The sequence below is a fragment of the Leptospira licerasiae serovar Varillal str. VAR 010 genome, from assembly GCF_000244755.1.
In the GTDB taxonomy this organism is placed as follows: domain Bacteria; phylum Spirochaetota; class Leptospiria; order Leptospirales; family Leptospiraceae; genus Leptospira_B; species Leptospira_B licerasiae.
Window position 1 is genome coordinate 1120947 of sequence record NZ_AHOO02000005.1, and the last position, 21240, is coordinate 1142186.

The window sequence follows — 21240 nt, forward strand, 5'->3', positions numbered from 1 at the left end:
ACGTATGGCTAGTTCTGCAATTTGTCCGGAAAGACCAAGCGGAATTCGGTGCCTTTTTCCGGCTCAGAATCGATTTCTATTCTAATTCCGAACACGTCAGCTATCTCTTTTGCTACGAACATTCCAAGGCCTGTACCTTGGCCGGTTTTTTTAGTAGTGAAATAGGGTTGGAATATTTTATTCAAAATATCTTTGCTCATCCCGATCCCGTTATCCTTGATCTTAACCATTGGATGATGATTTTTTTCGCCCACAGAGATCTCAATTCTTCCTTTGTTATCCGTTGCATCCGCTGAATTTAAAAAGATATTAGAGAATAAAAGACTCAATTGATCCGCGTTAGAATGTACGGATGTTCTTTCGGAATTTCTATTAAATACGATCTCGCAATATTTTAAACGGGTTGTCTTTCTGAAAACCTCTATTACGGATTCCACTACTTCGTTTAGATCCAGATCTTCTTTGTCTCTACCTGAATCTCCAGGTTTTCCGAGTTGTAATAGGTTGAAAGTGAGATTCTTCAGTTTGGTGATCTGGTTCCAAGTGACCGAGATTGCTTTGTCTTTAATCGGTTCGTCGGCATCCGGAAGTCTTGCAACTTCTATAAATCCTTGGATGGCTGTGAGTGCGTTATTGATCTCATGACCGATACTAGATGCGATTGTCGTTAAGAACGCTCTTCTTTCTGCATCAATGAGTTTTTCGGAGATGATATTCTTTTGAGTGATATCTCTTGCGATCCCGGTATAATATGTTTTACCGTTCAATTCGTATCTACATACCGAAATATCGAAATTGAATTTTTCTCCGTTTCGACTGATCAATTCCGCATTATGCAATCTTGCTATATTATGATCCGATTTACGGCTCATCAAATGAGCGATCCTTTCCAGATACGCCTCTGTGTTCTCTTCAGAGATCAGAAGTGTGATCTTTTGTCCTACGATCTCATTCTCTTCATATCCGAAATTTCGGACGGCAGCTTCGTTCGCTCCCCGGATCAATAGATCTTCATCCAAAGTGATCACGCAGTCGCCGGTAGTTTCTAAGATTAAACTATTACGATAATTTAAATCTTTGGATTGTTGTGCAAGATGGGTTTTTTCTCGGACCGCTTTCAGGATCTTTTTGGATTTTCTATCTCTATCCTCTTTTTCTTTACGGGCATTCTCCAGAGCGGCTAGAATGTTTTGTCTACTGACAGGTTTGGAAATATAATCGAATACTCTATTTCTAAGAGCTTCTTCCGCAGTATGAAGTTGAGGGTTGCCTGTAATAAGTATGACGGGAATATTAGAATTATATTTTTTGATCTCTCTTGCGACTTCGATCCCATCTTTGCCGCCCATTAGAATATCTGAAATTACGATATCTACCGCGTAATCTCTCACAATCCTCATTGCGGATTCAAAATCCTCCGCAAGAAAGACGTGATATCCTTCTCTAGAGATCACTCGTTCCAGAGCGGTTCTGATTTCCGCTTCGTCGTCGATGATCAGGACGTTGGGATTTCTTTCCCTTGTCATATAATTTTAAAGAATAAGTTCATCATACCTTTCCTACAGGCACTCGGACAGTGACCTTGGTGCCTTGTCCCGGATTGGATTCCAAATGAATGGTCCCGCCGTGATCGGTGATGATCCGCTGAGAGATAGTCAATCCAAGTCCTGTTCCCTGTTTGGTTCTCCTGGTCGTATACAAAGGTAGAAAGGCCTTTTCTGCGACTTCGGCGTTCATTCCGGGACCGTTATCTTGAATGGTAAAACTCACCATCTCTCCGTTCAAATATAATTCTTTTCGTGCGGAAACTTGTATTAATGGAGTGGTCGGTTTATGTTCCATTTCCGAAATTGCGTTAACTGCATTTACTAGACAATTGATCAATACTTGTTCGATTTCCTGCCAAGCAACATGGATTTGAGGAAGTTCCGGATTAGTGACTCGTTTCAATTCGATTCCATTCTTTTTACAACTCACTTCGATGAGCTCGCAGGCTCTTAGAAGGATAAAATAAGGAGAGACCAATTCTTTTTTCCTAGGCGCTCTTCTTCCCAAGTCCAAAAGGCCTTTGATTAGATCTCTGATCCTTAAAGCGGCTCCTTCAATTCTTTTGTAGACTTTTTTTCTTTCAATCGGGTCCGGATCTTCATGTTCTAAAAGATCTTCTAAATATAATAAACTGGATTGGAGCGGGTTGTTGACCTCGTGAGCGATACCTGCCGCTATCTCTCCGATCGAGGCGAATTTTGCGGTCTCATACAATTGTCTGTCCAATATCTTTGTTTGGGTCACATCCGAGAATATTAACATTGCAGCGACAGGGAGATCTTGGTATTTTTTGAGAGGAAGAAACTTTATAGAAAAGTAATTTTCTTCTTCTCCCAACAATACCATCGAGAAATCGAAGTAGGCCGCTCTTTGTGTGCGGATACATTCTTCCAATTTGACCAAAATACCTTTTTGAGCTTCTTCAGGGAAGAGGGAAGGGAAATCGTCCTCCACATCCACATTCAAGAATTGGAATAGATAAAATTTCAGAATGGGAGCTACTTCCAGTACTTTCCCCTGCGGATCTAATATTACGATCCCGTTATTCATTGAGGCGAATAAATTCCGAAGTTTCATTTCGGAGGCGCGGATCAACTCTTCATTCTTCTTTTGTTCGGAAATATCTAAAAGAAGTAAGATTGTCCCGATCCTGTTCCCATAATCGTCTTTTAACGAGGAAGAAGCTAATAAGAACGGGACTTCATGCCTGCCGCGTATCGTGATCCTGGTTTCCGCCCTGGAACCCAAAAGGATCATATCCATAGCTTCCGGTTCTAATTTTAAAAGTTCCCTGACCTGGACTCCAATGATCTCTTCTTTAGAAATCCCTAATAGAGTGCTGATATTATTGTTCACATAAGTGATAAATCCTTCGTCGTCCGTTGATAAAAGAGGGACTTCCAGTGAATTTAAGAGTGCGCCTTGGAATTGTAGGATTTTTGCGGTTTCCCTTCTTTGTTTTTCGATCCTTAAATATTGAAGAGAAGAAAGAAGATCCTCCACTATCTCGAAATACAGATAATTCTCACCGGAATCGAATGCCATGTTCTCTCTAGAAATGATCTGGATCCCGCCTATAATTTTACCTTCCTCTCGAATGATCAGGCTTAAAGACCGTTTGAAATCTTTTGCGACTAACGCTTCTTCCCATTCCGGATATACATTGGAACCGAATTCATGAATATGGAATTGTTCCTTTCCTTCTATAAGAGTTTCGAAAGGAGATTTGGATTTTTTTTCTTCCCAAGCGGATTCTAAATTTTTTCTCCACTTAGAATCTAGATCGGATTGGATCAGTATCTGATCGGTTCCGTCTTCTCTTCTATAAAAACCCCAGACCAAACTATAATGAGGATTTTCCTTAAGGGTATCGCAGATCTTTTGGAAGAGTGTGCTCTCCGAACTCAAACGGAGAGATCTTAAATTCAATTTTAAAAGTCGGAGAGACCTCAGAATACTTTGTAGATAATATAATCTGAGTTCTATCTCTCTGATCTCCGATCTTTGGTAGATATGAAAAATTAAAGGTGAGTTTGGAGTTTCGGAGAATGCGTTGATCGTAAAGTCGGCGAGAAGAAGTGATCCGTTCCTTTTCCTCAAATTCCAGAGGAGAGAGATGCCTAATTCTTCCGCTCCGTTCCCGTAACTCCCGATGCTGTCCGGTCGAGCGAGTAGGTCGCTGAGGCTAAGTGTATTTAATTCATCCGGATCGTATCCTAAGATGGAGCATGCCTTAGGATTTGAACCGAGTATACTATAACTCCCGGGTTCTAAGATTAGAATTCCTTCCTGGGCGGGAAAGAAGGCCTTTTCTAATAATAGAACTAATTCCCGGTTCTTCATGAATTGTACATAATATCGGAATTCCAGATCGCAAAATTGATTTGGATTCCTTGCTAGATTCGACTAGAGAGGGAATCATTGACCCAATCTATGGATTTTGTATACGAACTTTTTCTTCGAAATTATACCAGACAAAAAATTAAGTTTATGGAGAAGGAACTGGGCTTTCAGCGCCTTCATGTAGACCTCGGCGGGCACAAAATTTTCTTCTTAAAGAGACCTTCTGCCCAAGGTTCCGACAAAACTCTTTTTTTCATACACGGACTACTGGATTCTGCCACAGGATTCAGGAGACTGGCTCCTTTTTTACGAAATGACTTCAATCTTTTGGTTCCGGATATGCCGGGTTTTGGATTAAGTCCTCTTCCTAAAGTGAAATATTTGTACCAAGTTGACGTATTTGCTGATCTTCTTTACAATTCGATCCGCAAACTCGTGTTAAACGATCTGGTCTTGGCGGGACATTCTATGGGATCTTTGATCGCGATGATGATCGCAATTCGAGATTCTGAAAAAGAAAAAAGGGTTCGGAGACTTGTGTTGCTCTCTCCCGGCGGAATTCCGCATCCACAAAGAGACGAAATGAGGAAATTACTCTTTCCATCTAAAACGGAAGAGATCGAAAGGCTTCTTACCGCTTTGTATCAGGAGAATATTCCGGAATTAGGCTGTATCGCCAAAAGGGCTCTGCTAAGTCAGTGGAATAATTTAGCCCACAAATTCTTAACGGAAAACACTCTGGACAGAGAAAAAGAAATTTTTCTAGGTAAAAAACTCTCCGTAGTTTCCCAAAAAGCTCTGATCATTTCCGGGACGGAAGATCCGATCACAGATCCTCCTATGGTGAAAAAATTACATTCTTATTTAAAGGGAAGCAAACTGGTCTGGATCCCGAATGCGAAACACGCTCTCCATATGGAAAGACCGAAAGAAGTCGCCGAGAAGATCAATTCCTGGCTTTGAGGATCAATGTTAACTGATCTTTATTCCTCGAATGGGGGAGAAGAAGAGACGTTATCAAATATTGGATACGATTGGAAATAAATTATTAATTATAAAAATATAATACTCTTTATTTCTACTTCTCTCTTCGTAAAGCCTATCTATAAAATGAAAAAGACAGACACATGAATTGCAAAAAATCCATGAAAAAATTTCGAATAATATTATTTCAAAAAAATCGGATCAACTCTTGATCCAGATCATATTATATAAAATTAAAAAATTTTTCCGCACCTTCGTCCGAGTTTTTTGAAAAACGAATATAGAAATTAGAATCAAAAAACCGTAATACAAGGGGCCGGTTGGCGGATAAAAAAATGGAAAAAGTAAAGATCGCTATAGTTGAAGATAATTCCGAGTTTGCTCAGACTTGTGCAAACACTCTCTCCGTGATGGAAGAAGTAGATCAGGTAGAAGTTTTTTCTTCTACCGAAGACTTATCGCAAAATCATCGGGATAAATTCGATCTTGTATTTATGGATATAGTCCTGCCTGGAAAATCAGGGATAGACTATATAAAAGAAAGGTCCGATTTTGATAACGATCCTAAATATATTATGCTTTCTACGTTAGATACCGATGATGCTTTGATACAGGCTATGAAGGCAGGCGCAGTCGGATTCGTTCTTAAAAAGGATCTAAAAGATATAAAAGAAGTAGCGAGAATGGTGATGAGAGAAGGCGGAATACTTTCTCCGGGTGCTGCGGCAAAAGTGATTTCATTTTTTAGAAAACCTCCGACCAAAGAGACACATTCTTTAACTCCAAGAGAAAGAGAAATTTTGGATCATATAATCAACGGTTATAGAACTAAAGAAATCGCACGTAACTTTGGAACTAAAGAAGGTACTGTTCGGATCCAGATCAAAAGTATTTTCAAAAAATTACAGGTAAACTCGAGGGTAGATCTGGTCCGTAAGTATTCTCGCTTCTAAAAATATCACTAACCCAAAGTGTCTAATTTTACTGTGACAGTACTCATTAGTTTTTGCGACACCGAATGATTAGTTTTATAGTAGTTTTGAATAAAAACTTAGTTAATTAAAAATTCTCAGGAAACTTGCTTTCATCGAATTGTTACTAGTGTATGGTATACGGCATGATGGAGATCCGAGAAACGGAATGGTCCGAAGCTCTGGCTCGTCTCGCTGTAGTAGTATCCACTTACAAACATGTTGGAAGTACTACGGATCAGGTCTTTCTGGCTTGCGAGTCATTATGGGCTGATTGGGACGACTTCGAGCCTACGGGGCCTGATTGGTTACAGGGTTTCGAGGAATCCATGGACGAGGGAGAAATGCAATATGCTGCAAACTCCTTTTCTCAAGTAAGATCCTTATTGAGAGAAAAATTAGACCAGGTCAATCACACATTCGAGAATGGCGAAGATTCTGCAATCGGCGGTTTGATATTAGAATTGTCCGACGGGATATATTCTTTATTAAACGGACCGGAAGAACCGGATAAAACCGTTGAATCCATACTTATAGAGGCGGAAAAACTTTTAGAAATACTTCTAGAATCAAACGATCTTAAATTTCCCGAAGACGAGAATTTAGCTTCCATCGATTTGGAGCTGGTTTCCGACTTGGGAGAAAGAGAAATTTTAAGAGAGTTGATCTCCGCTTTCGAATCCGCAGTAGAATCCAAACAGAACGGAAAGGCGTTATATCTATTGATGTCCAGGATCTTTATAGTTCACTGGAGTTTTTACAGATTAAGAGTAGCTTAATTAGGAATTCTTAATTTTATTTATGAGTTCTTTTAGTTTCCGCTGCGAGCCTTACCTCTTCCCGTAAATTTTCCGCTTCTTGCTGGGAAATTCCTATTTGATCCAACATGAATGTCTCGAATTTTTTTCTCCAAATTTCGAGATCTCCTTCACCCTTTAGTTTTGGAACGTAAAACGGTTCCGATATAAAAAATTCAGCCTTTGAGAACAGTTTTGGAACAGGAGTCCGGTCCCAACTTTGTACGATCTTATAATGGTCATACTTAGCGTAATAGGATAATATGGGAAACCCCGTCAAGGATGCCAATTGGATGATCCCCGGTTTGAGAGTATAAACTGGGCCGGTGGGGCCGTCGGGGGTGATCAGACTGATACTTCCTTTTTTAGCGTCTTGGACCAATGCTTTAAGCGCGGAAGCTCCTCCTCTTTTACTGGAACCTCTTTTTGGTCTCATTCCGAAATGAGCGATCACTCTAGTTACTAATTCTCCGTCTTTTGATTGAGAGGCCATTGGGATAACTTCTAAGCCGTAACGTTTTACGTAAAATTTATATGTAAAATCTATAATGAACGGGATTTGATTATGCCAAAGCGCAAGAACGAAACCTTTTTTTTGGAGAAGTAGCTCTTCCGATTTTTTTGGGACATGTATGCCTGTCCAGCGAACGGTCATATAAATAATTTTTAATATGGTGGTGGCAAGGAATGAAAAAATCGCGATCTTCATGCTCTGTTTCTCCCTTGGAAAAAAGGTAGCAGGAAGAGCCAAACGGATGACAGAGTGAGCCCGACACTATCTTTGAAAACTTCGGAATCCAGATCCGGTTTAGGATTGTCTAAAAAATTATAAAACCCCCAAACAAAATATCCTATACCGATCGATTTTCCTAAACCGGCGATTAAGATCCTTCTTCCTTGATCATGAAAATAGGAGTACCATTCAGTAGAATATAAAAGGCTCACGGTTAGATAAGTCGGGATCCAAACTTCGGGCTCCGACTTTATATAACTAAGACCCGCAAATACGATCCAGGTAATTACGGTTAGAAACCTAAAAAAACCGGATAGTTTTCTTTTCATGACCTTAGGGGAGAATTTTCCCCGGATTCAAAAGATTTTTAGGATCTAAAGCTTTTTTGATCATTTTCATCACTTCTATCTCGGCGGAAGAACGAGAAAAATGTAAAAAGTCTTTTTTCAAAAGACCGATCCCATGTTCCGCGCTAATCGATCCATGATGTTTTTGTAATAGTTCAAACATAGAAGGGTCTACTTTTTTGCATTGGGAGAAAAACTCCGCGTCCGAAAGATCCTTCGGTTTTACTATATTCAAGTGAAGATTTCCATCTCCGATATGACCGAAAAGTGCAATCTCAAAACCTGGATATTTGGAGGAAAGTAAAGCCTGCATATCTTCCAAGAAAGGATTCATATTTCGCAAAGGGAGAGATATATCGTTCTTATGAACCGTATAGTCTATGGAAATGGATTCGCTGATACCTTCTCTGTATTTCCAAAAGGTCTCTGCTTGTCTGGAGTTCTGGGCAAGGCTTCCGTCGGAAACATAACCTTTTTCCATAATGGTCTCTAAAAATGAGAATAATTTATCATCGTCGGATTCTTCGGTGATCTCGAATTCCATTAAAACATAATATGGACTTGCTTCGGGAAAAGGATCCGGAACATCTAAATGGTCCATCACCTTATCTAAACAATATTTGGTCAAAAACTCAAATGCCAGAATGGGCAGAGACATATTATGAGTTTCTTTAAATAATTCTAATATGGAAGGAAAATCAGGAACTGCAGTGAAAAGTATCCGATTGTCCGCCGGTTTTTTAGTAAGCTTTAAGGTGCATTCGGTGATGATCCCCAATGTTCCTTCGGAGCCTATGAATAGATGTTTGAGATCGTAGCCGGTATTGTTCTTTAGGATCTCTCCGTTAAACTCGAGGATTTCTCCCGTTCCGGTTACTACTTTTAGTCCTAAGACCCATTGGCGGATCAATCCGTAATGAACTACTCGGACTCCGCCTGCGTTAGTCGCAATATTTCCGCCTATATGAGAAGAGCCTGTGGCGGCAAAATCTACAGGAAAATAAAATCCTCTCTCTTCCGCTTCTTTGTGCAGGTTTTTTGTGATCATCCCTGCTTGTACGGTTAAGGAGCCGAAGAACGGATCGAAATCCAAAACTTGATCCATTTTAGTAAGAGAGATCACTATTTCTCCGGATTTAGCTACTGCTCCGCCTGCGTAACCGGTCCTTCCTCCGGATGGAACGATCTTAATATCGTTCTCGAATGCGAACTTTACAATTTCCGAAACTTCTTGCGTGTTTTTAGGAAATGTTAGAATTTCGTAATCCGGAACATATACTTTTGTCCTGTCCATTCCGAAAGAAAGGAATGTGGTTTGATCCATTCGGGTTTCATCCCTGAAAAAAACCCTTTCTTCTCCCAATAGGGACTTGAGTTTATTTTTATTTTCCTGGCTAATACTCATATTTATTCCGTGAAGTTCATTCTTTCGATCTGGCTATCGACAGGTTTTTCGCCTTCTACTCGTTCTCTTTTGCGATAGATCCCATCGGAGGAAAGAAGTCTGGCCTTTACATTGTCCCTGATCTGAACGTCTAAGATCTTTTTGATCCTGTCTTTGTTCTTAGGTTCGAGTATTGGAAATAAGACCTCGATCCTTCTTTCAAAGTTTCTAGGCATACAATCTGCGGAAGCGAGGAAGATACTTTCTTCTCCGCCTGAAAGGAAATAATAGATACGCGTATGTTCTAAAAATCTTCCTACTATGGAGATCACTGTGATATTTTCGGAGATCCCAGGAAGCCCGGGTTTTAGGCAACAGATCCCACGGATAATCAGTTCTATGATCACTCCTGCCCGGCTAGCATTATACATTGCTAATATGATATGGGGATCCACTAAACTGTTCATCTTGAAAATGATACGCGCAGGTTTTCCTGCTTTCGCATTTTCGGTCTCCTTTTCGATCAGATTCAGGAATACCGTTTTTAAGTTATGCGGAGAAGCTGCCAGCTTGTTCAAGAAAGGCATCTTTGCGTAACTAGTTATCGTATTGAATATGGTGGAAACGTCTTCCGTGATATCTTTGTTCACGGTAAAAAAACTGAGGTCCGTATAATATTTACTGGTTGTAGAGTTGTAATTTCCGGTTCCAAGATGCACATAACGGACTAGATGTTCTTCTTCTCTTCTTACGATAAGGAGCATTTTGCTGTGGATCTTGAGTCCTACCACTCCATATACTACGTGGACTCCTCTTTCTTCCAGTTTTTGGGCCCATTTGATATTTCGTTCTTCGTCGAATCTTGCCTTTAACTCTACGAGTACTGTGACCTGTTTTCCGTTTTCTGCGGCCTGCCCTAAATACTGGATAATAGGAGAGTCTCCGCTTGTGCGATACAGGGTCATCTTTATTCCCAAAACTTTCGGATCTTCGCTAGAAATCCTGAGTAGATCTTCGATAGCTCCGAAAGATTGGTATGGGTGATGCAGCAATCTATCTTTCTTTTTGATTGCATCAAAAATTTTCTCGGGAGATTCGAACTTTAAAGTGGTCTTCTGTTGGAAAAAAGGATACTTGAACTTGGAAGTATGTTCCAATCCGTAGAAATACATTGTATCACTAATATTTAATATAGAAGACACATCAAATATTTCATGGTCCTGCAGTTCCATGAGTTCTTTTAGAGTGTTTCGCACGAAGGAAGAAGTTCCTTCGTAAATATCCATTCGTACCGCATCTCCCCAAATACGGTTTCGAATCTCTTTTTTCATAGTGATAAGTAAGTCTTTTACGGAGGCTTCTTCGTCGATCGAGATATCGGCGTCCCTTAGAATACGGAAAGGATAAACTTCTTTAACCGTCATTCCGTAAAACAGGTCATCCACATGTAGCTTTATGATCTCTTCTAAAGGAAAAAATCTTCTGATCTTACCTTCCCCCTTAAGTTGTAAAAACCGGGGTAAGACGGAAGGTACTTGAACTACCGCGAACAGATCTTTTTTAAGTCCTGTTTTTTCGTCGTCCGTCGAGAGGACGATCGCTAAGTTTAAGGATTTATTAAGTATGTGAGGGAACGGGTGCGAAGGATCTATCGAAAGAGGCGTTAGGATAGGAGATACGTCTTCTTTATAATAATGTTTGATATCTTCTATTTCGTTTTTATTTAATTCGTCCGGATTTAAAATAAGATGTATACCATTCTCTTTCATCTGCTCCAGAGTATGGGTCAGGGTTTCGTATTGAACGTTTACGAAACTTCTCACTTTTTTGGATAACTCGGTCAGGATCTCGGAAGCTCTTTGGCCGTTCAGGCTTTTTTCGTCGTTACCTTCCGCCAATAGGTTTCTTAAACCAGCGACGCGGACCATATAGAACTCGTCCAAGTTGGATTCAGTGATGCATAAAAATTTGAGACGTTCCAGAAGCGGATTTTCAGGATCGTTCGCTTCTTCTAAAACCCGTTTGTTAAAATCCACCCAGGAGAGTTCCCGATCGAAAAAGATATCGGAGTTACCGATATGGATCGGTCCCTTGTTTCCATTTCCTCCACTTCCTAAGGTTTGGGTTTCTGGAGATTTTATCTTTTGGGCCACTAATTTAGTCCTACTTTCTTCTGGTTTAAAATGGACGGGCCGGCAGTCAAGTCTGCTTTTAAGAAGGCCAATTCTGCGCATTCTCTGTTTGGGATCAGAAAGAAAGATACCTAGACAGTCATTTCTTTTAGATCTTTATATGTATTGACCGATTAAGATCGTTACTTAGAATTTCAGTATGATAGATCCGGAATATTGTGTCGCATTGGCAGAATACAATCGTTGGCAAAACGAATCCTTATTAAACGTTTCTGAAAAATTGAAGCCGGGGGAATTGGAAGAAGACAAAAAACTATTCTTCGGATCGATAGCGAAGACTTGGAATCATATCATCATGATGGATCTTTCCTGGTTAGATAGATTCCATTCTAGACCGATCCAAAAATTGGATTTTCAGGAAATACAATTTTCGGACTTTGCAGAACTCAAAAAACTTAGGACTGAATTAGATTCGACGATTTCGGAATGGGTAAAAACCATTACCTCAGAGTGGCTTGCAAAAGATCTGAAGTTTTACAGTTACATGTACAAAAAAGAGATCACGTTGCCGATCTGGCTTCTGATCACTCATTTTTTCAATCATCAGACCCATCATCGCAGTCAAATTTCCACAGCATTATTACAAAGCGGATTGGATTATGGAGTCACTGATATTCCTTGGAATCCTTTTTATCCGAAATCTAGATAATATATTCAGGAAAACGAATGAAGCAGATTTTCACATTCTTTTTGACTTTTATCTCTCTTTTAGTTTGGAATTGCGCCTCTGCAGAAAAAGTGGAACCTCGTAAGATCGAAAAGATCATGAAGGTCCAAGCGGGAGGAGGTCTTCGTTTGAGGATCGCTCCTAATATAGAAGCTAAAAAGATTGATTTGGTCCCTGACGGCGACGTTGTAGAAACTTTCGGCGAGACTGGAGAGGTGGAGATCCAAGACGGTAAGCAAGGTCGTTGGGTTAAAGTGAAGTGGAAGAAAAAAGACGGATATGTATTCGGCGGATTTTTAGAATTTATCAACGTCAAATAATTTTATACTTTTTGAATATTCTCCTAATTTAAAGGAATTCCATTGAGAAGATTAAGAAACCAATTTATAGATATTATTTCATTCCAAAACGCAGCGGGATATTTCGCTGCAATTACGTTCTTTGTGAGTTTATTTTCCTTATTGATCGATCCTAAGATCGGCGTATTGACTTCTGACATGCTGGAAGGGGGAAGATGGTGGAATGCAGGTTTATTCGTATTTCATCTACTTTCTCCCGCTGAGATCCAGGCCGGAACTTATATGCCTTGGATCTTTTTGATCTTTTACACATATCTTGTTTTTTCCGTAGGCAAAATTTTAGAAGAGGATATGGGTTCTCTTCGATTCAATCTATTTCTGTTTTCTTTAATGTTCTTCATTACGATAGGCGGGGTTCTTTCTTTATATTATCCGTTGTTTGTGGAGACAAAGATGATCTATGATTGTCTTTTATTAGCTCTCGCAATTCGTATGCCCAATCTGGAATTTTTCATCATTCCGATCCGAATGAAATGGATCGGGATCGCTTTATTCGTGTATTTGTTCTGGGAAAGAGGAGATGAAATGAGAATGTTCAACTCTATCTTACCGTGGGCGGGATTGTTTTTCGGGTTCTCCAGCTTGTTATTATTTTTCGGAAGGGATATCTTAGGTACTAAGATCCGGGAGCATAAAACTTCTACCTGGAAGGCCAAACAATCCGAAGTATTCACAGTTCATAAATGTTATGTTTGTGGAGCCACTGAGGCCACGGATCCTCTATTGGAATTCCGTTATTGTGTGGATTGTGAAGATAAGGAATACTGCGAGAACCATCTTCATAATCATGTTCATTCTTGAGAGATCTTAATTCTATCCCTTAAGCACGGTTTTTTGCAGTCTTTAAGTTTATAAATTATTCAATTTTTTTTAAACCGGATTGACTTTCTTTAGGTAAGCTGTGAAATTTTCCGGCGCTCCAAATTCCCCCATCCTGGCAGGGAATTTTGCAGGAAACCTTCCGTGAATTCGATTGTCTACTGGTTTGAAGAATTATTTGCCTCCCTTCCTTTACCCTTTTTAGACATTTGGGGGAGATTCGGCTATATAGTAGGGATCGTTTTAATGGTCTGTGCCTACGGCGGTTTTACCTTTAATCCGGGAGGCAAATTCGGTTTTGGTCGCCAAAAACAAAGTTGGGATACTCAGGCCTTTTTAAGTATTCCATTCACTTTTGTTTCTATTTTTATTACCGGCTATATAGGTTCTTTTATCGTATTGGTTCCAGGTGCTCAGACCTTTGAATCTCTAAAGGACCTAACTGTCTTTCTTTGTATTCTTTTGTTCGGCTATCCGGCACTACTTGCTGTTCCATTTGCTTACGGACTTTCTGATCTTATCGAAGGTGTTCCTCCCGATTTTCTATTCGATTGGCTTTTAGGATATTTTATCAACCCTTCTTGCTTTTGGGTGGCTTATCAGCTGATAGGGAGGGACCCCGATTTTAAAAAACTGAAAACATGGGCATTATATTCGATTTTCGTAATTATTTTCATGAGTATAGAACCTCAGCTCTGGGGATATATATGTTCCGAACAATTCACTAAAGAGATCTCTTACCGAAATATAACTCCTGCGCTCTTTTTTACCACAGGAGTCACTTGGGTGGTCGCCCCTTTTGCCATGTTGGTCGCATTACCGCTGGCTAAGAAGTACGGATTGTTTTGGGCGGAAATTCCGAGCCACACTAGAGAGTTTCTATTAAGTTATAAAGAGTGGTACTGGCAGGAAGAAAAATTAGGAAAAGACGGAGTTCCATCGGCCCAAGGACTTCCTATCCGGATGTTCTTAGTGACTCCGTTTATTCTTTTGGTCTTGATCATGGTCGCTGCCACTGCCTATCTAACTTTGAGAAGTTCGGAAGTGGCATCCGGAAAACTCGCTTCTAGATTGCACCAAGAGATTTCGGAAAATATCAATCTGAGGCTGGATGATTATTTGGCTCGTTCAGTTCAGAAAAAGCCGGAAGAAATCTCTCTTTTATTAAAAAATACGAATATAGCTAGGCACGGTAAGGCGTTTATCGTGGATAGGGAAGCCAGAATCATCGCTTCTTCCGATTTGCGTTTTAGCAATATCGGGTCGGCTATAGAGAGCGGGGATCCTGTAATACGAAATTCTATCCTTTCCGTGCTCAAGGATTACGGGGATTTGTATTCGGTCAAGGTGGCGTTTCAGTTCAGATTTGATATCGTTAATGCTAAACCCGTTTCCAGAGAGACCTGGCTTACTCAGGTAAACCCCTATAGTGATAATGAGGGTAAGCATGATTGGATCGTCATTACTGCGATGCCAGCTTCTTATTATTTGGAAGGTGTGCAGATCGGAAATAGCGAGTCTGCAAAAGTATTTGCCGTTGCATTGACTCTTTCCCTTTTGATCGCAGCATTTCTGGCCGGAATTGTTACATCACCGATCCGTAATATTTCTAGAGCGACTAGGGCAATGGCGGAAGGGGACTTCTCCCAAAGAGTCCCTCCAAGCAAATTGGAGGAGATCGGAACCCTTGCATTTTCCTTCAACCATATGGCGCAGCAGTTGCAGGAAGCGTTCCGAAGGACTAAAGCCAGTGAAGAACAATACAGGGATCTTGTGGATACCACTCCGGGTATTGTTTGGGAAGCGGATGCAATTACTTTCAATTTCACATTCGTGAGTAAACAGGCAGTCGATCTGCTCGGGTATTCCGTGGAAGATTGGAAAACTCCCGGATTTTGGGCAGATCATATCCATCCGGAAGATAAAGATTATGCGGTAAATTATTGTGTAGCCTGTACAGGACGATTAGAGGCCCACGATTTCGAATATAGGTTCTTAAAGAAAGACGGAACGGTTGTTTGGCTGAGAGATATGGTGAAAGTGATCTCCGAGGGTAACAAGGAAAAATGGCTTCGCGGGGTTATGGTAGATATCACCGAACGTAAAAACTTCGAAGAGAAGTTTTTGGAGAGGAACAGATTTATCGAATCCATTTTGGATATTAGTCCGGACATATTATATATTTATGATATAAGAGAGAAAAGGAACGTATACAGCAATATAGGAGTAGAGAGGCTGCTGGGGTATTCAGTAGAAGAGATCCAGGAGATGGGGAATTCCTTTCTTAAATCATTGATGCATCCAGATGATTATCAGGTCCATTTAAACGATATTATTCCGAAATATTTGAACGCGTTAGACAAAGATGTAATAGAACACCAATACCGGATGCATAATAAGGACCAAAAATGGCGTTGGTTTGTTTCCAGAGAATTAATTTATAAGAGGGATCCGGATGGAATTCCTACTCAGATTTTCGGTATCTCCAATGATATTACAAAGAGTAAGGAAGCGGAAGAAACTATCCTGGATCTAAATGCAAATCTGGAACGTAAGATCGATCAAAGAACGGAAGAATTAAAGAGAACGAATATGGATCTGAAGGAATCATTGGAATATCAGAAAAAAATATCCAATGAACTAAAAGAAACACAAAGCCAACTTCTTCTTTCGGAAAAATTAGCTGCCTTAGGGCAGCTTGCTGCCGGGATGACTCACGAGTTAAATACGCCATTGGGAGCGATTGTCTCATCAAATCGTGCAATTTTGGATATCCTATACGAAGAGATCAGGGAAATACCTGACCTTCTTCTTTCTTTAAATAAAGTAGAAGTGGAACATTTTAAATTTCTGTTGGATGAAAGTTTGAAGGAAATCTCCCAAACGGAGATCTTGCCGAACCGATCCTTAAGAAGAGAGCTCGTTCGAATATTTAAAGAAGCTTCCGTTCCGGATCCGGATAACGCGGTAAATATGGTCTTAGAATTGGGGATCCATAGATTGGGAGAAAAACTCCCTGATCTGTTGAGAACGGAAAATTCTATGAAAATTCTGGCGGCGGTTTCCTCCATCGCTTCGGTCGTAAGATTCAGTAACGTAATCTCAATCGCTACAGGAAAAGCGTCTTACGTGGTGGACGCTCTTAAAAATTATCTGAACCCAGGAACGCATAACGGAGATGAGGAGCTTGTGCCGGTCGATGTGGAAGTTGAATTGGAGACGATCATCGCGTTATACCATAATAAGATCAAATACGGTGTAGAAGTAGTTAAACATTATCGAACTAACGAGCTTTGTTTAGGAGACCCGGATAAGTTGAATCAAGTATGGATCAATCTATTAAATAATGGATTGCAGGCCATGAATTATAAAGGTAAAATCGAAATTTCGATAGAGAGACGAGAATCTTGGATTATAGTTTCTTTCATCGATTCCGGGTCAGGGATCTCGAAAGAGATACAGGACAGAATTTTTGATCCATTCTTCACTACTAAAAATCCTGGAGAAGGTATCGGCTTAGGTCTGGATATTTGCAAAAAGATCATAGAGAAGATGGGCGGAAAAATAGAGTTTGAGAGCGAACCTGGGCGCACCAAGTTCGAAGTTTGGCTGAAACCGGCGAACCGTAAAAAAGAGGAATCTATTGGAAACTGAAACATCACAGAATGCGATCCTATGCGTGGATGACGAGGCGATCATTTTAATTACCTTACAAAAGGAATTAAAAAAACAGCTTGGAAATTTATTCCAGTACGAGACCGCACTAAACGCAGAAGAAGCTATGGAAGTTATAGATGATCTGGTGAGCGCCGGTGTGAATGTTATCTTGATCTTATCCGATTGGTTGATGCCGGGGATTAAGGGAGATGAATTCTTAATTTTGGTCCATCAAAAATATCCTAAGATCCGTTCCATTTTGATCACTGGACATGTGGATGCCGCCGCAGTGGATAGGGTAAAAAAAGAAGCAGGCACTTATACTGTGATCCCAAAACCTTGGGATGTAAACAAACTGATGGAAGCTGTTCGGGTCTGCTGTAACTTGAATTAGAGCGAGCGTTACGTAAATCTCCATAGGAAACCATTCGCCCGTTTCGATATTTTGCACTTCAAACTAACACCGGTTCATTCGGATGCTTCCAAATTGAAAACGAATTGACCTTTCCTTTTCCAAGAAGATACTTTATTATCTCTTAGAGGAATCTTCTGATCATGCTGCAAAATAACTACTTTAACGATGTGTCCGACCTTAGGTTACATTTCGATCATATTATAAACTGGAAGGAAATTGTAGATTCCTACGAAGGCGGATTTACTGACGCGGCAAAATATAGGGCAGGAGACGAAAGATTTGCCGCTGCACCATCTTCTCTTGACGAAGCATTAGAATATTATAAAATCTTATTAGACTCTGTCGGAGAATTTGCAGGTAAAGAGATTGCTCCTTACGTTGCCGAATTGGATAAAGTAGGCGTTAAATTCGAGAATGGAAAAGTCGTATTTCCTGAAAAATTATTGGAAATCGTCCGAAAGGCAAGAGATGCAGGATTACAACCGACCGGTTTTTCCAGAAAATACGGCGGTTTAGGGGTTCCTTGGACTGTTCGCGCATTCTTCAGTGAAATATTATATAGAGTGGATGCATCCGTTTGTATCTCCATTGGTTGTGTAAACTTAGCGGAGATCGTAGAGAAGAACGGAAGCGAAGAATTAAAGGACGAATGGTTGCCTCGTTTGGCCGCCGGAGAATTTGCATGTGCGATGGGACTCACGGAGCCTGACCATGGTTCCGATCTACCGGGACTTCGCACTAAAGCCACACATAAAGAAGGAAATATTTATCTATTAAACGGAACTAAAAGATTTATCACTCAAGGCTGCGGCACGGGTGAGATCCCTGCGATCCTTTTGTTACTAGCCCGAACTGGAAATCCGGGAAGCGGTGCAAGAGGACTTTCATTCTTCTTGGTCCAATCCAAGGATGTACAAGTTGCCGGGATCGAAAAAAAGATGGGACTACATTGTTCCCCTACTTGCGAGATCGTTTTAGAAAATACTCCAGGTATCTTGATCGGAGAAGAAGGTCACGGACTCATCAAACATACGATGGGAATGTTGAACGGGGCCCGTATGGGAATTTCCCAACAAGGAGTCGGGATCGCGCAAGCAGCGTTAGCCGAAACTAAAAAGTATACTTCCGAAAGAATACAATTCGGAAAACCGATCGGGACGATTCCGGCTGTTCGTAAAATTTTACGCAGAATGGAAAGAGAAACCATGGCAATGCGCTGCTTAATGTTAGAAGGCGCCAGAGCAATGGATCTGTATTATTTCAGAGGAGATCATCTCAAGGAAAAAGGTGCTACGGAAAGAGATCTAAAATCCGATGTGGTCCTAAAATATTGGGAAAAGTTAGCCGGAATACTCACACCGATTTCCAAATTTTACTGCTCCGAGTCCTGCGTTAAGATTGCAGGTGATGCAGTTCAACTTCATGGAGGAGCAGGCTTCACTGAGGATTATGACGTCTCCAGAATTTACAGAGACTCTAGGATCACTACTATCTACGATGGAACTTCTCAAATCCAAGTCAATGCTAGCATCGGTGGGATCGTAACCGGTATGAGTGGTCATGGTTTCTTGCGAGAATATATAGATAACGAATGGTCCCATTTTCCGACCGAAGAGACCAAAGTCCTTTCAGATGTTTGGGACGGTTTCCAAGAGGCAGTTGCGATGTACAAGGATCTTGCTACTTCCGAAGAGAGAGAAGAGACTGCGGATGAGATCGTATGGGCAAGCGCCAGACTTCTTTCCGGTTTATTATTCTATCGTTCCACTCTTCGTATTCCGGAAGAACTTAGAACGGAAAGACTTTCTCATGTGGACGAATATAATCTGGATAGCCTCGGTTATATGGAAGGCCTAAAAGCAAAGTTAAGAGTAAAACTTTCCGCAAGACAGGCGGTTTAGGGGGAGGTCTCCCCCTCGCTCCAGCCGCGTATTCACGCGTCTTTCGCGACCCCCTCTCCGGGGAATTCCAACCTACGGACCCCGGAGCCGGAAAAAAACCGTTTTTGCACTTATACTTTTAGGAAATAGGTCGATGGAATTAGAAGGAGGGGACTATGCCCGCATTCTCTATTCCGGGACTGAGTTCCGGCCAGGATACGAACCAAATCGTAAAAAAACTGGTAGAGCTGGAAGCAAAGCCGATTCGCCGTTTGGAAAGACAAAACGGTTTCAATCAGGCTCAGGTCAAGGCATGGTCCGATCTTAAAACTCTCACTACAGACCTCCAAAACAAAACTAGAGAAATTATTTCCTTCACGGCGCCTTTTGCTACCAAGTCGATCGTTTCCGATCCGGAAGGTGTGATCACAGGTGATGCTGCGCGTTCTGCAAGCAGCGGAAAACGTAAGATAGAAGTAAAAGAACTCGCAACATTTCATCAGATCTCAGGCGATCCTATTGATTCCGAGAGAAAAATACCTGCGGGGACTTTCAAAGTTATTTCTGGAGAGATAGAGAAGGAGATAGAGTTCCAAGGCGGGACCATTCGAGATCTTTATCTTACAATCCGCACTGCTGCTGCAGGGATTGTACAACCCACGATCGTAAAAGTGGATCAAGACAAGACCGTCCTAACATTAGCCGCTTCTCAATCCGGTAAAGACAACCAATTGAAATTCGATGATCCGAACGGAGTGTTGAAGGCTGCTTCACTTGTAGGCGGAATGCTCCCTCAGGACCCTCCTCAGTCTTTTTATCTTCCATGGGAAGCAAGCCAGACAAATCCTTTCCAACCGGATAAGTACGGTATGGCCGCTACAGCTAAGCCTACATTTATCGCTGCGGATCCGGAGAAAAAAGAACCTTCTAAGATCAAACTGAGTTCTAAACAAGCGTTCCAATTTCATATGGACGCTAAAGAAGGTAAGAAGGGTGCAAGAATTGAAGCTACTCTTTCCGAACCTTTGGAAGAAGGAGAGACTATCTCCTTGGGCGTGATCTACGATCAGGACGAACAAGACAAAGTATTTTTAGAAACCGCCTATCATAAGGAAGGAAAGGTCCGTGTCACTTTCAAATCCAATATGGATGGAAAGAAGATCCATAAGGTAATTGTAATCAACCAAACCGGAAAGGAGAAGGAATTCTCTAATTTCAGATTTGTACTTCCTGCCGAGTTCAACGGAGCTAAACCTGCAAAAACAATTGTAGAAGCTAAAGACGCGGTCTTTCTGGTAGACGGGATCGAGATCACTCGACCTAAAAACGAAGGTCTTACCGACGTTTTGGACGGAGTCCTTCTGAACCTGAACAAAAAGAGCGAAGGTGGTCCTGCAACCGTAGATATCAAGGTGGATTCCGCAAAAGGGATCCGAATGATCAAAGAATTTATAGAAGCATATAATAATGTTCTAAAATACTCAAAAGATGCGACCGCAGTCAATAGGGAAAGCGGGATCAGCGATTCCAAACTGGAGGATCCAGATATTACCAGATCTTTCTGGGAAGGAAAAACCAAAACAGGTATTTTAGCCGGCGAGAATTCGGTCATACGTTTGGTGGCTGGTATGAAAACGGTGACCACTTCTTCTTTCCCTGCCTATCCTAACTCCGAGATCAGAACGCTTTCCGATGTTGGAATTTCAACAGGAGAGGTGGGAAGCAAATGGGCGGACATCCAAGAAGGTTTTCTCGCTTTGGACGAGGCGAAACTTGCTGCAAAGCTTGCAGAGAATCCGGATGCGGTCCGTCATTTATTCGCTCAAGATACGAATTCCGACGCTCGAATGGACACGGGAGTCGGCGTAAATCTGGTAGAACATTTGAAACCTTATACCCAGTTCGCAGGCGGACTGGTCACGAGCAAGATCAAGTTATTAGAAGAACAAGTTTCCGATAATAATAAAAAAATCAAAAATTTCGAATCCCATCTGATGAGTTATGAAAAAAAACTCAAAGAGAAGTTCCTGTATATGGAACAGGGGGTGGGTAGAAACAAGGCCGTCGGTTCCTATCTGAATAATAATCTCAGCAGAGGACAGGGCGGAGATGATAAATAAAGTAATTATAATATAACCGGAGGA

The 21240-nt window shown here is 41.1% G+C and carries 16 protein-coding genes; 10 read left to right on the plus strand and 6 right to left on the minus strand.

The annotated features are described in order from the left end of the window. Positions 1-8: 8 nt before the first annotated feature. Both LEP1GSC185_RS05740 and LEP1GSC185_RS05745 read right to left on the minus strand, forming a co-directional pair. Positions 9-1526 carry a hybrid sensor histidine kinase/response regulator gene (locus LEP1GSC185_RS05740; RefSeq protein ID WP_008594772.1) on the minus strand — a complete coding sequence of 506 codons (1518 nt, stop codon included), beginning with the start codon at positions 1524-1526 and terminating at the stop codon, positions 9-11. A 22-nt stretch (positions 1527-1548) separates the two neighbouring features. Continuing rightward, the gene (locus LEP1GSC185_RS05745) at positions 1549-3891 is read right to left on the minus strand and encodes an ATP-binding protein (RefSeq protein WP_008595772.1); all 2343 of its coding nucleotides are present in this window, start codon (positions 3889-3891) and stop codon (positions 1549-1551) included. A gap of 90 nt (positions 3892-3981) precedes the next feature. Here LEP1GSC185_RS05745 and LEP1GSC185_RS05750 point away from each other — a divergent pair, with 90 nt between their 5' ends. The 3 genes from LEP1GSC185_RS05750 (at position 3982) to LEP1GSC185_RS05760 (ending at position 6625) form a co-directional block, all read left to right on the plus strand. Then, entirely contained in the window at positions 3982-4854 is an 873-nt protein-coding gene (locus LEP1GSC185_RS05750) for an alpha/beta fold hydrolase (RefSeq protein ID WP_008594664.1), read from the plus strand. A 356-nt stretch (positions 4855-5210) separates the two neighbouring features. After that, the gene (locus tag LEP1GSC185_RS05755; protein ID WP_008594323.1) at positions 5211-5828 is read left to right on the plus strand and encodes a response regulator; all 618 of its coding nucleotides are present in this window, start codon (positions 5211-5213) and stop codon (positions 5826-5828) included. Positions 5829-5992: 164 nt separating this feature from the next. Beyond that, on the plus strand, positions 5993-6625 hold the full coding sequence (locus tag LEP1GSC185_RS05760) for a hypothetical protein (RefSeq protein WP_008595032.1): 633 nt from the start codon (positions 5993-5995) through the stop codon (positions 6623-6625). A 16-nt stretch (positions 6626-6641) separates the two neighbouring features. Here LEP1GSC185_RS05760 and LEP1GSC185_RS05765 read toward each other — a convergent pair whose 3' ends face one another. The 4 genes from LEP1GSC185_RS05765 to ppk1 are packed head-to-tail and all read right to left on the minus strand — an operon-like array spanning position 6642 to position 11260. After that, positions 6642-7352, minus strand: coding sequence for a lysophospholipid acyltransferase family protein (locus LEP1GSC185_RS05765; protein ID WP_008593554.1), 711 nt, complete (start codon positions 7350-7352; stop codon positions 6642-6644). Then, the gene (locus LEP1GSC185_RS05770; RefSeq protein WP_008595429.1) at positions 7349-7705 is read right to left on the minus strand and encodes a hypothetical protein; all 357 of its coding nucleotides are present in this window, start codon (positions 7703-7705) and stop codon (positions 7349-7351) included. The genes LEP1GSC185_RS05765 and LEP1GSC185_RS05770 overlap by 4 nt, the downstream gene beginning before the upstream one ends. A 4-nt stretch (positions 7706-7709) precedes the next feature. Continuing rightward, positions 7710-9128 carry an FAD-binding oxidoreductase gene (locus tag LEP1GSC185_RS05775; RefSeq protein ID WP_008593996.1) on the minus strand — a complete coding sequence of 473 codons (1419 nt, stop codon included), beginning with the start codon at positions 9126-9128 and terminating at the stop codon, positions 7710-7712. 2 nt (positions 9129-9130) lie between these two features. Beyond that, positions 9131-11260, minus strand: a complete 2130-nt coding sequence (ppk1, locus tag LEP1GSC185_RS05780) for a polyphosphate kinase 1 (protein WP_008594414.1) — start codon at positions 11258-11260, stop codon at positions 9131-9133. A 178-nt stretch (positions 11261-11438) separates the two neighbouring features. On the opposite strand from ppk1, the gene LEP1GSC185_RS05785 reads away from it, so the two are divergent. The 7 genes from LEP1GSC185_RS05785 to fliD all read left to right on the plus strand — a co-directional run bounded on the left by LEP1GSC185_RS05785 (position 11439) and on the right by fliD (position 21216). Further along, positions 11439-11948 carry a DinB family protein gene (locus LEP1GSC185_RS05785; protein ID WP_008595355.1) on the plus strand — a complete coding sequence of 170 codons (510 nt, stop codon included), beginning with the start codon at positions 11439-11441 and terminating at the stop codon, positions 11946-11948. 17 nt (positions 11949-11965) lie between these two features. Beyond that, complete coding sequence (locus LEP1GSC185_RS05790) at positions 11966-12286, plus strand: SH3 domain-containing protein (RefSeq protein ID WP_008595878.1); 321 nt, start codon at positions 11966-11968, stop codon at positions 12284-12286. A 42-nt stretch (positions 12287-12328) separates the two neighbouring features. Next, positions 12329-13126, plus strand: coding sequence for a hypothetical protein (locus LEP1GSC185_RS05795; RefSeq protein WP_008594439.1), 798 nt, complete (start codon positions 12329-12331; stop codon positions 13124-13126). Positions 13127-13288: 162 nt separating this feature from the next. After that, positions 13289-16798, plus strand: coding sequence for a PAS domain-containing protein (locus LEP1GSC185_RS05800; protein WP_008594362.1), 3510 nt, complete (start codon positions 13289-13291; stop codon positions 16796-16798). Further along, entirely contained in the window at positions 16788-17195 is a 408-nt protein-coding gene (locus tag LEP1GSC185_RS05805) for a response regulator (protein WP_008595443.1), read from the plus strand. The genes LEP1GSC185_RS05800 and LEP1GSC185_RS05805 overlap by 11 nt, the downstream gene beginning before the upstream one ends. A 161-nt stretch (positions 17196-17356) precedes the next feature. Further along, a complete protein-coding gene (locus LEP1GSC185_RS05810) occupies positions 17357-19117 on the plus strand; it encodes an acyl-CoA dehydrogenase family protein (RefSeq protein ID WP_008594415.1) in 1761 nt (586 codons plus the stop codon). Between the two features lie 155 nt (positions 19118-19272). Continuing rightward, on the plus strand, positions 19273-21216 hold the full coding sequence (fliD, locus tag LEP1GSC185_RS05815; RefSeq protein ID WP_008593908.1) for a flagellar filament capping protein FliD: 1944 nt from the start codon (positions 19273-19275) through the stop codon (positions 21214-21216). Positions 21217-21240 lie beyond the last annotated feature (24 nt).

Bases quoted from the DNA above. Each gene is read 5' to 3' on its own strand.
- LEP1GSC185_RS05740 (WP_008594772.1), bottom strand. From the start codon at position 1,526: ATGACAAGGGAAAGAAATCCCAACGTCCTGATCATCGACGACGAAGCG.
- LEP1GSC185_RS05745 (WP_008595772.1), bottom strand. From the start codon at position 3,891: ATGAAGAACCGGGAATTAGTTCTATTATTAGAAAAGGCCTTCTTTCCC.
- LEP1GSC185_RS05750 (WP_008594664.1), top strand. From the start codon at position 3,982: ATGGATTTTGTATACGAACTTTTTCTTCGAAATTATACCAGACAAAAA.
- LEP1GSC185_RS05755 (WP_008594323.1), top strand. From the start codon at position 5,211: ATGGAAAAAGTAAAGATCGCTATAGTTGAAGATAATTCCGAGTTTGCT.
- LEP1GSC185_RS05760 (WP_008595032.1), top strand. From the start codon at position 5,993: ATGATGGAGATCCGAGAAACGGAATGGTCCGAAGCTCTGGCTCGTCTC.
- LEP1GSC185_RS05765 (WP_008593554.1), bottom strand. From the start codon at position 7,352: ATGAAGATCGCGATTTTTTCATTCCTTGCCACCACCATATTAAAAATT.
- LEP1GSC185_RS05770 (WP_008595429.1), bottom strand. From the start codon at position 7,705: ATGAAAAGAAAACTATCCGGTTTTTTTAGGTTTCTAACCGTAATTACC.
- LEP1GSC185_RS05775 (WP_008593996.1), bottom strand. From the start codon at position 9,128: ATGAGTATTAGCCAGGAAAATAAAAATAAACTCAAGTCCCTATTGGGA.
- LEP1GSC185_RS05785 (WP_008595355.1), top strand. From the start codon at position 11,439: ATGATAGATCCGGAATATTGTGTCGCATTGGCAGAATACAATCGTTGG.
- LEP1GSC185_RS05790 (WP_008595878.1), top strand. From the start codon at position 11,966: ATGAAGCAGATTTTCACATTCTTTTTGACTTTTATCTCTCTTTTAGTT.
- LEP1GSC185_RS05810 (WP_008594415.1), top strand. From the start codon at position 17,357: ATGCTGCAAAATAACTACTTTAACGATGTGTCCGACCTTAGGTTACAT.
- fliD (WP_008593908.1), top strand. From the start codon at position 19,273: ATGCCCGCATTCTCTATTCCGGGACTGAGTTCCGGCCAGGATACGAAC.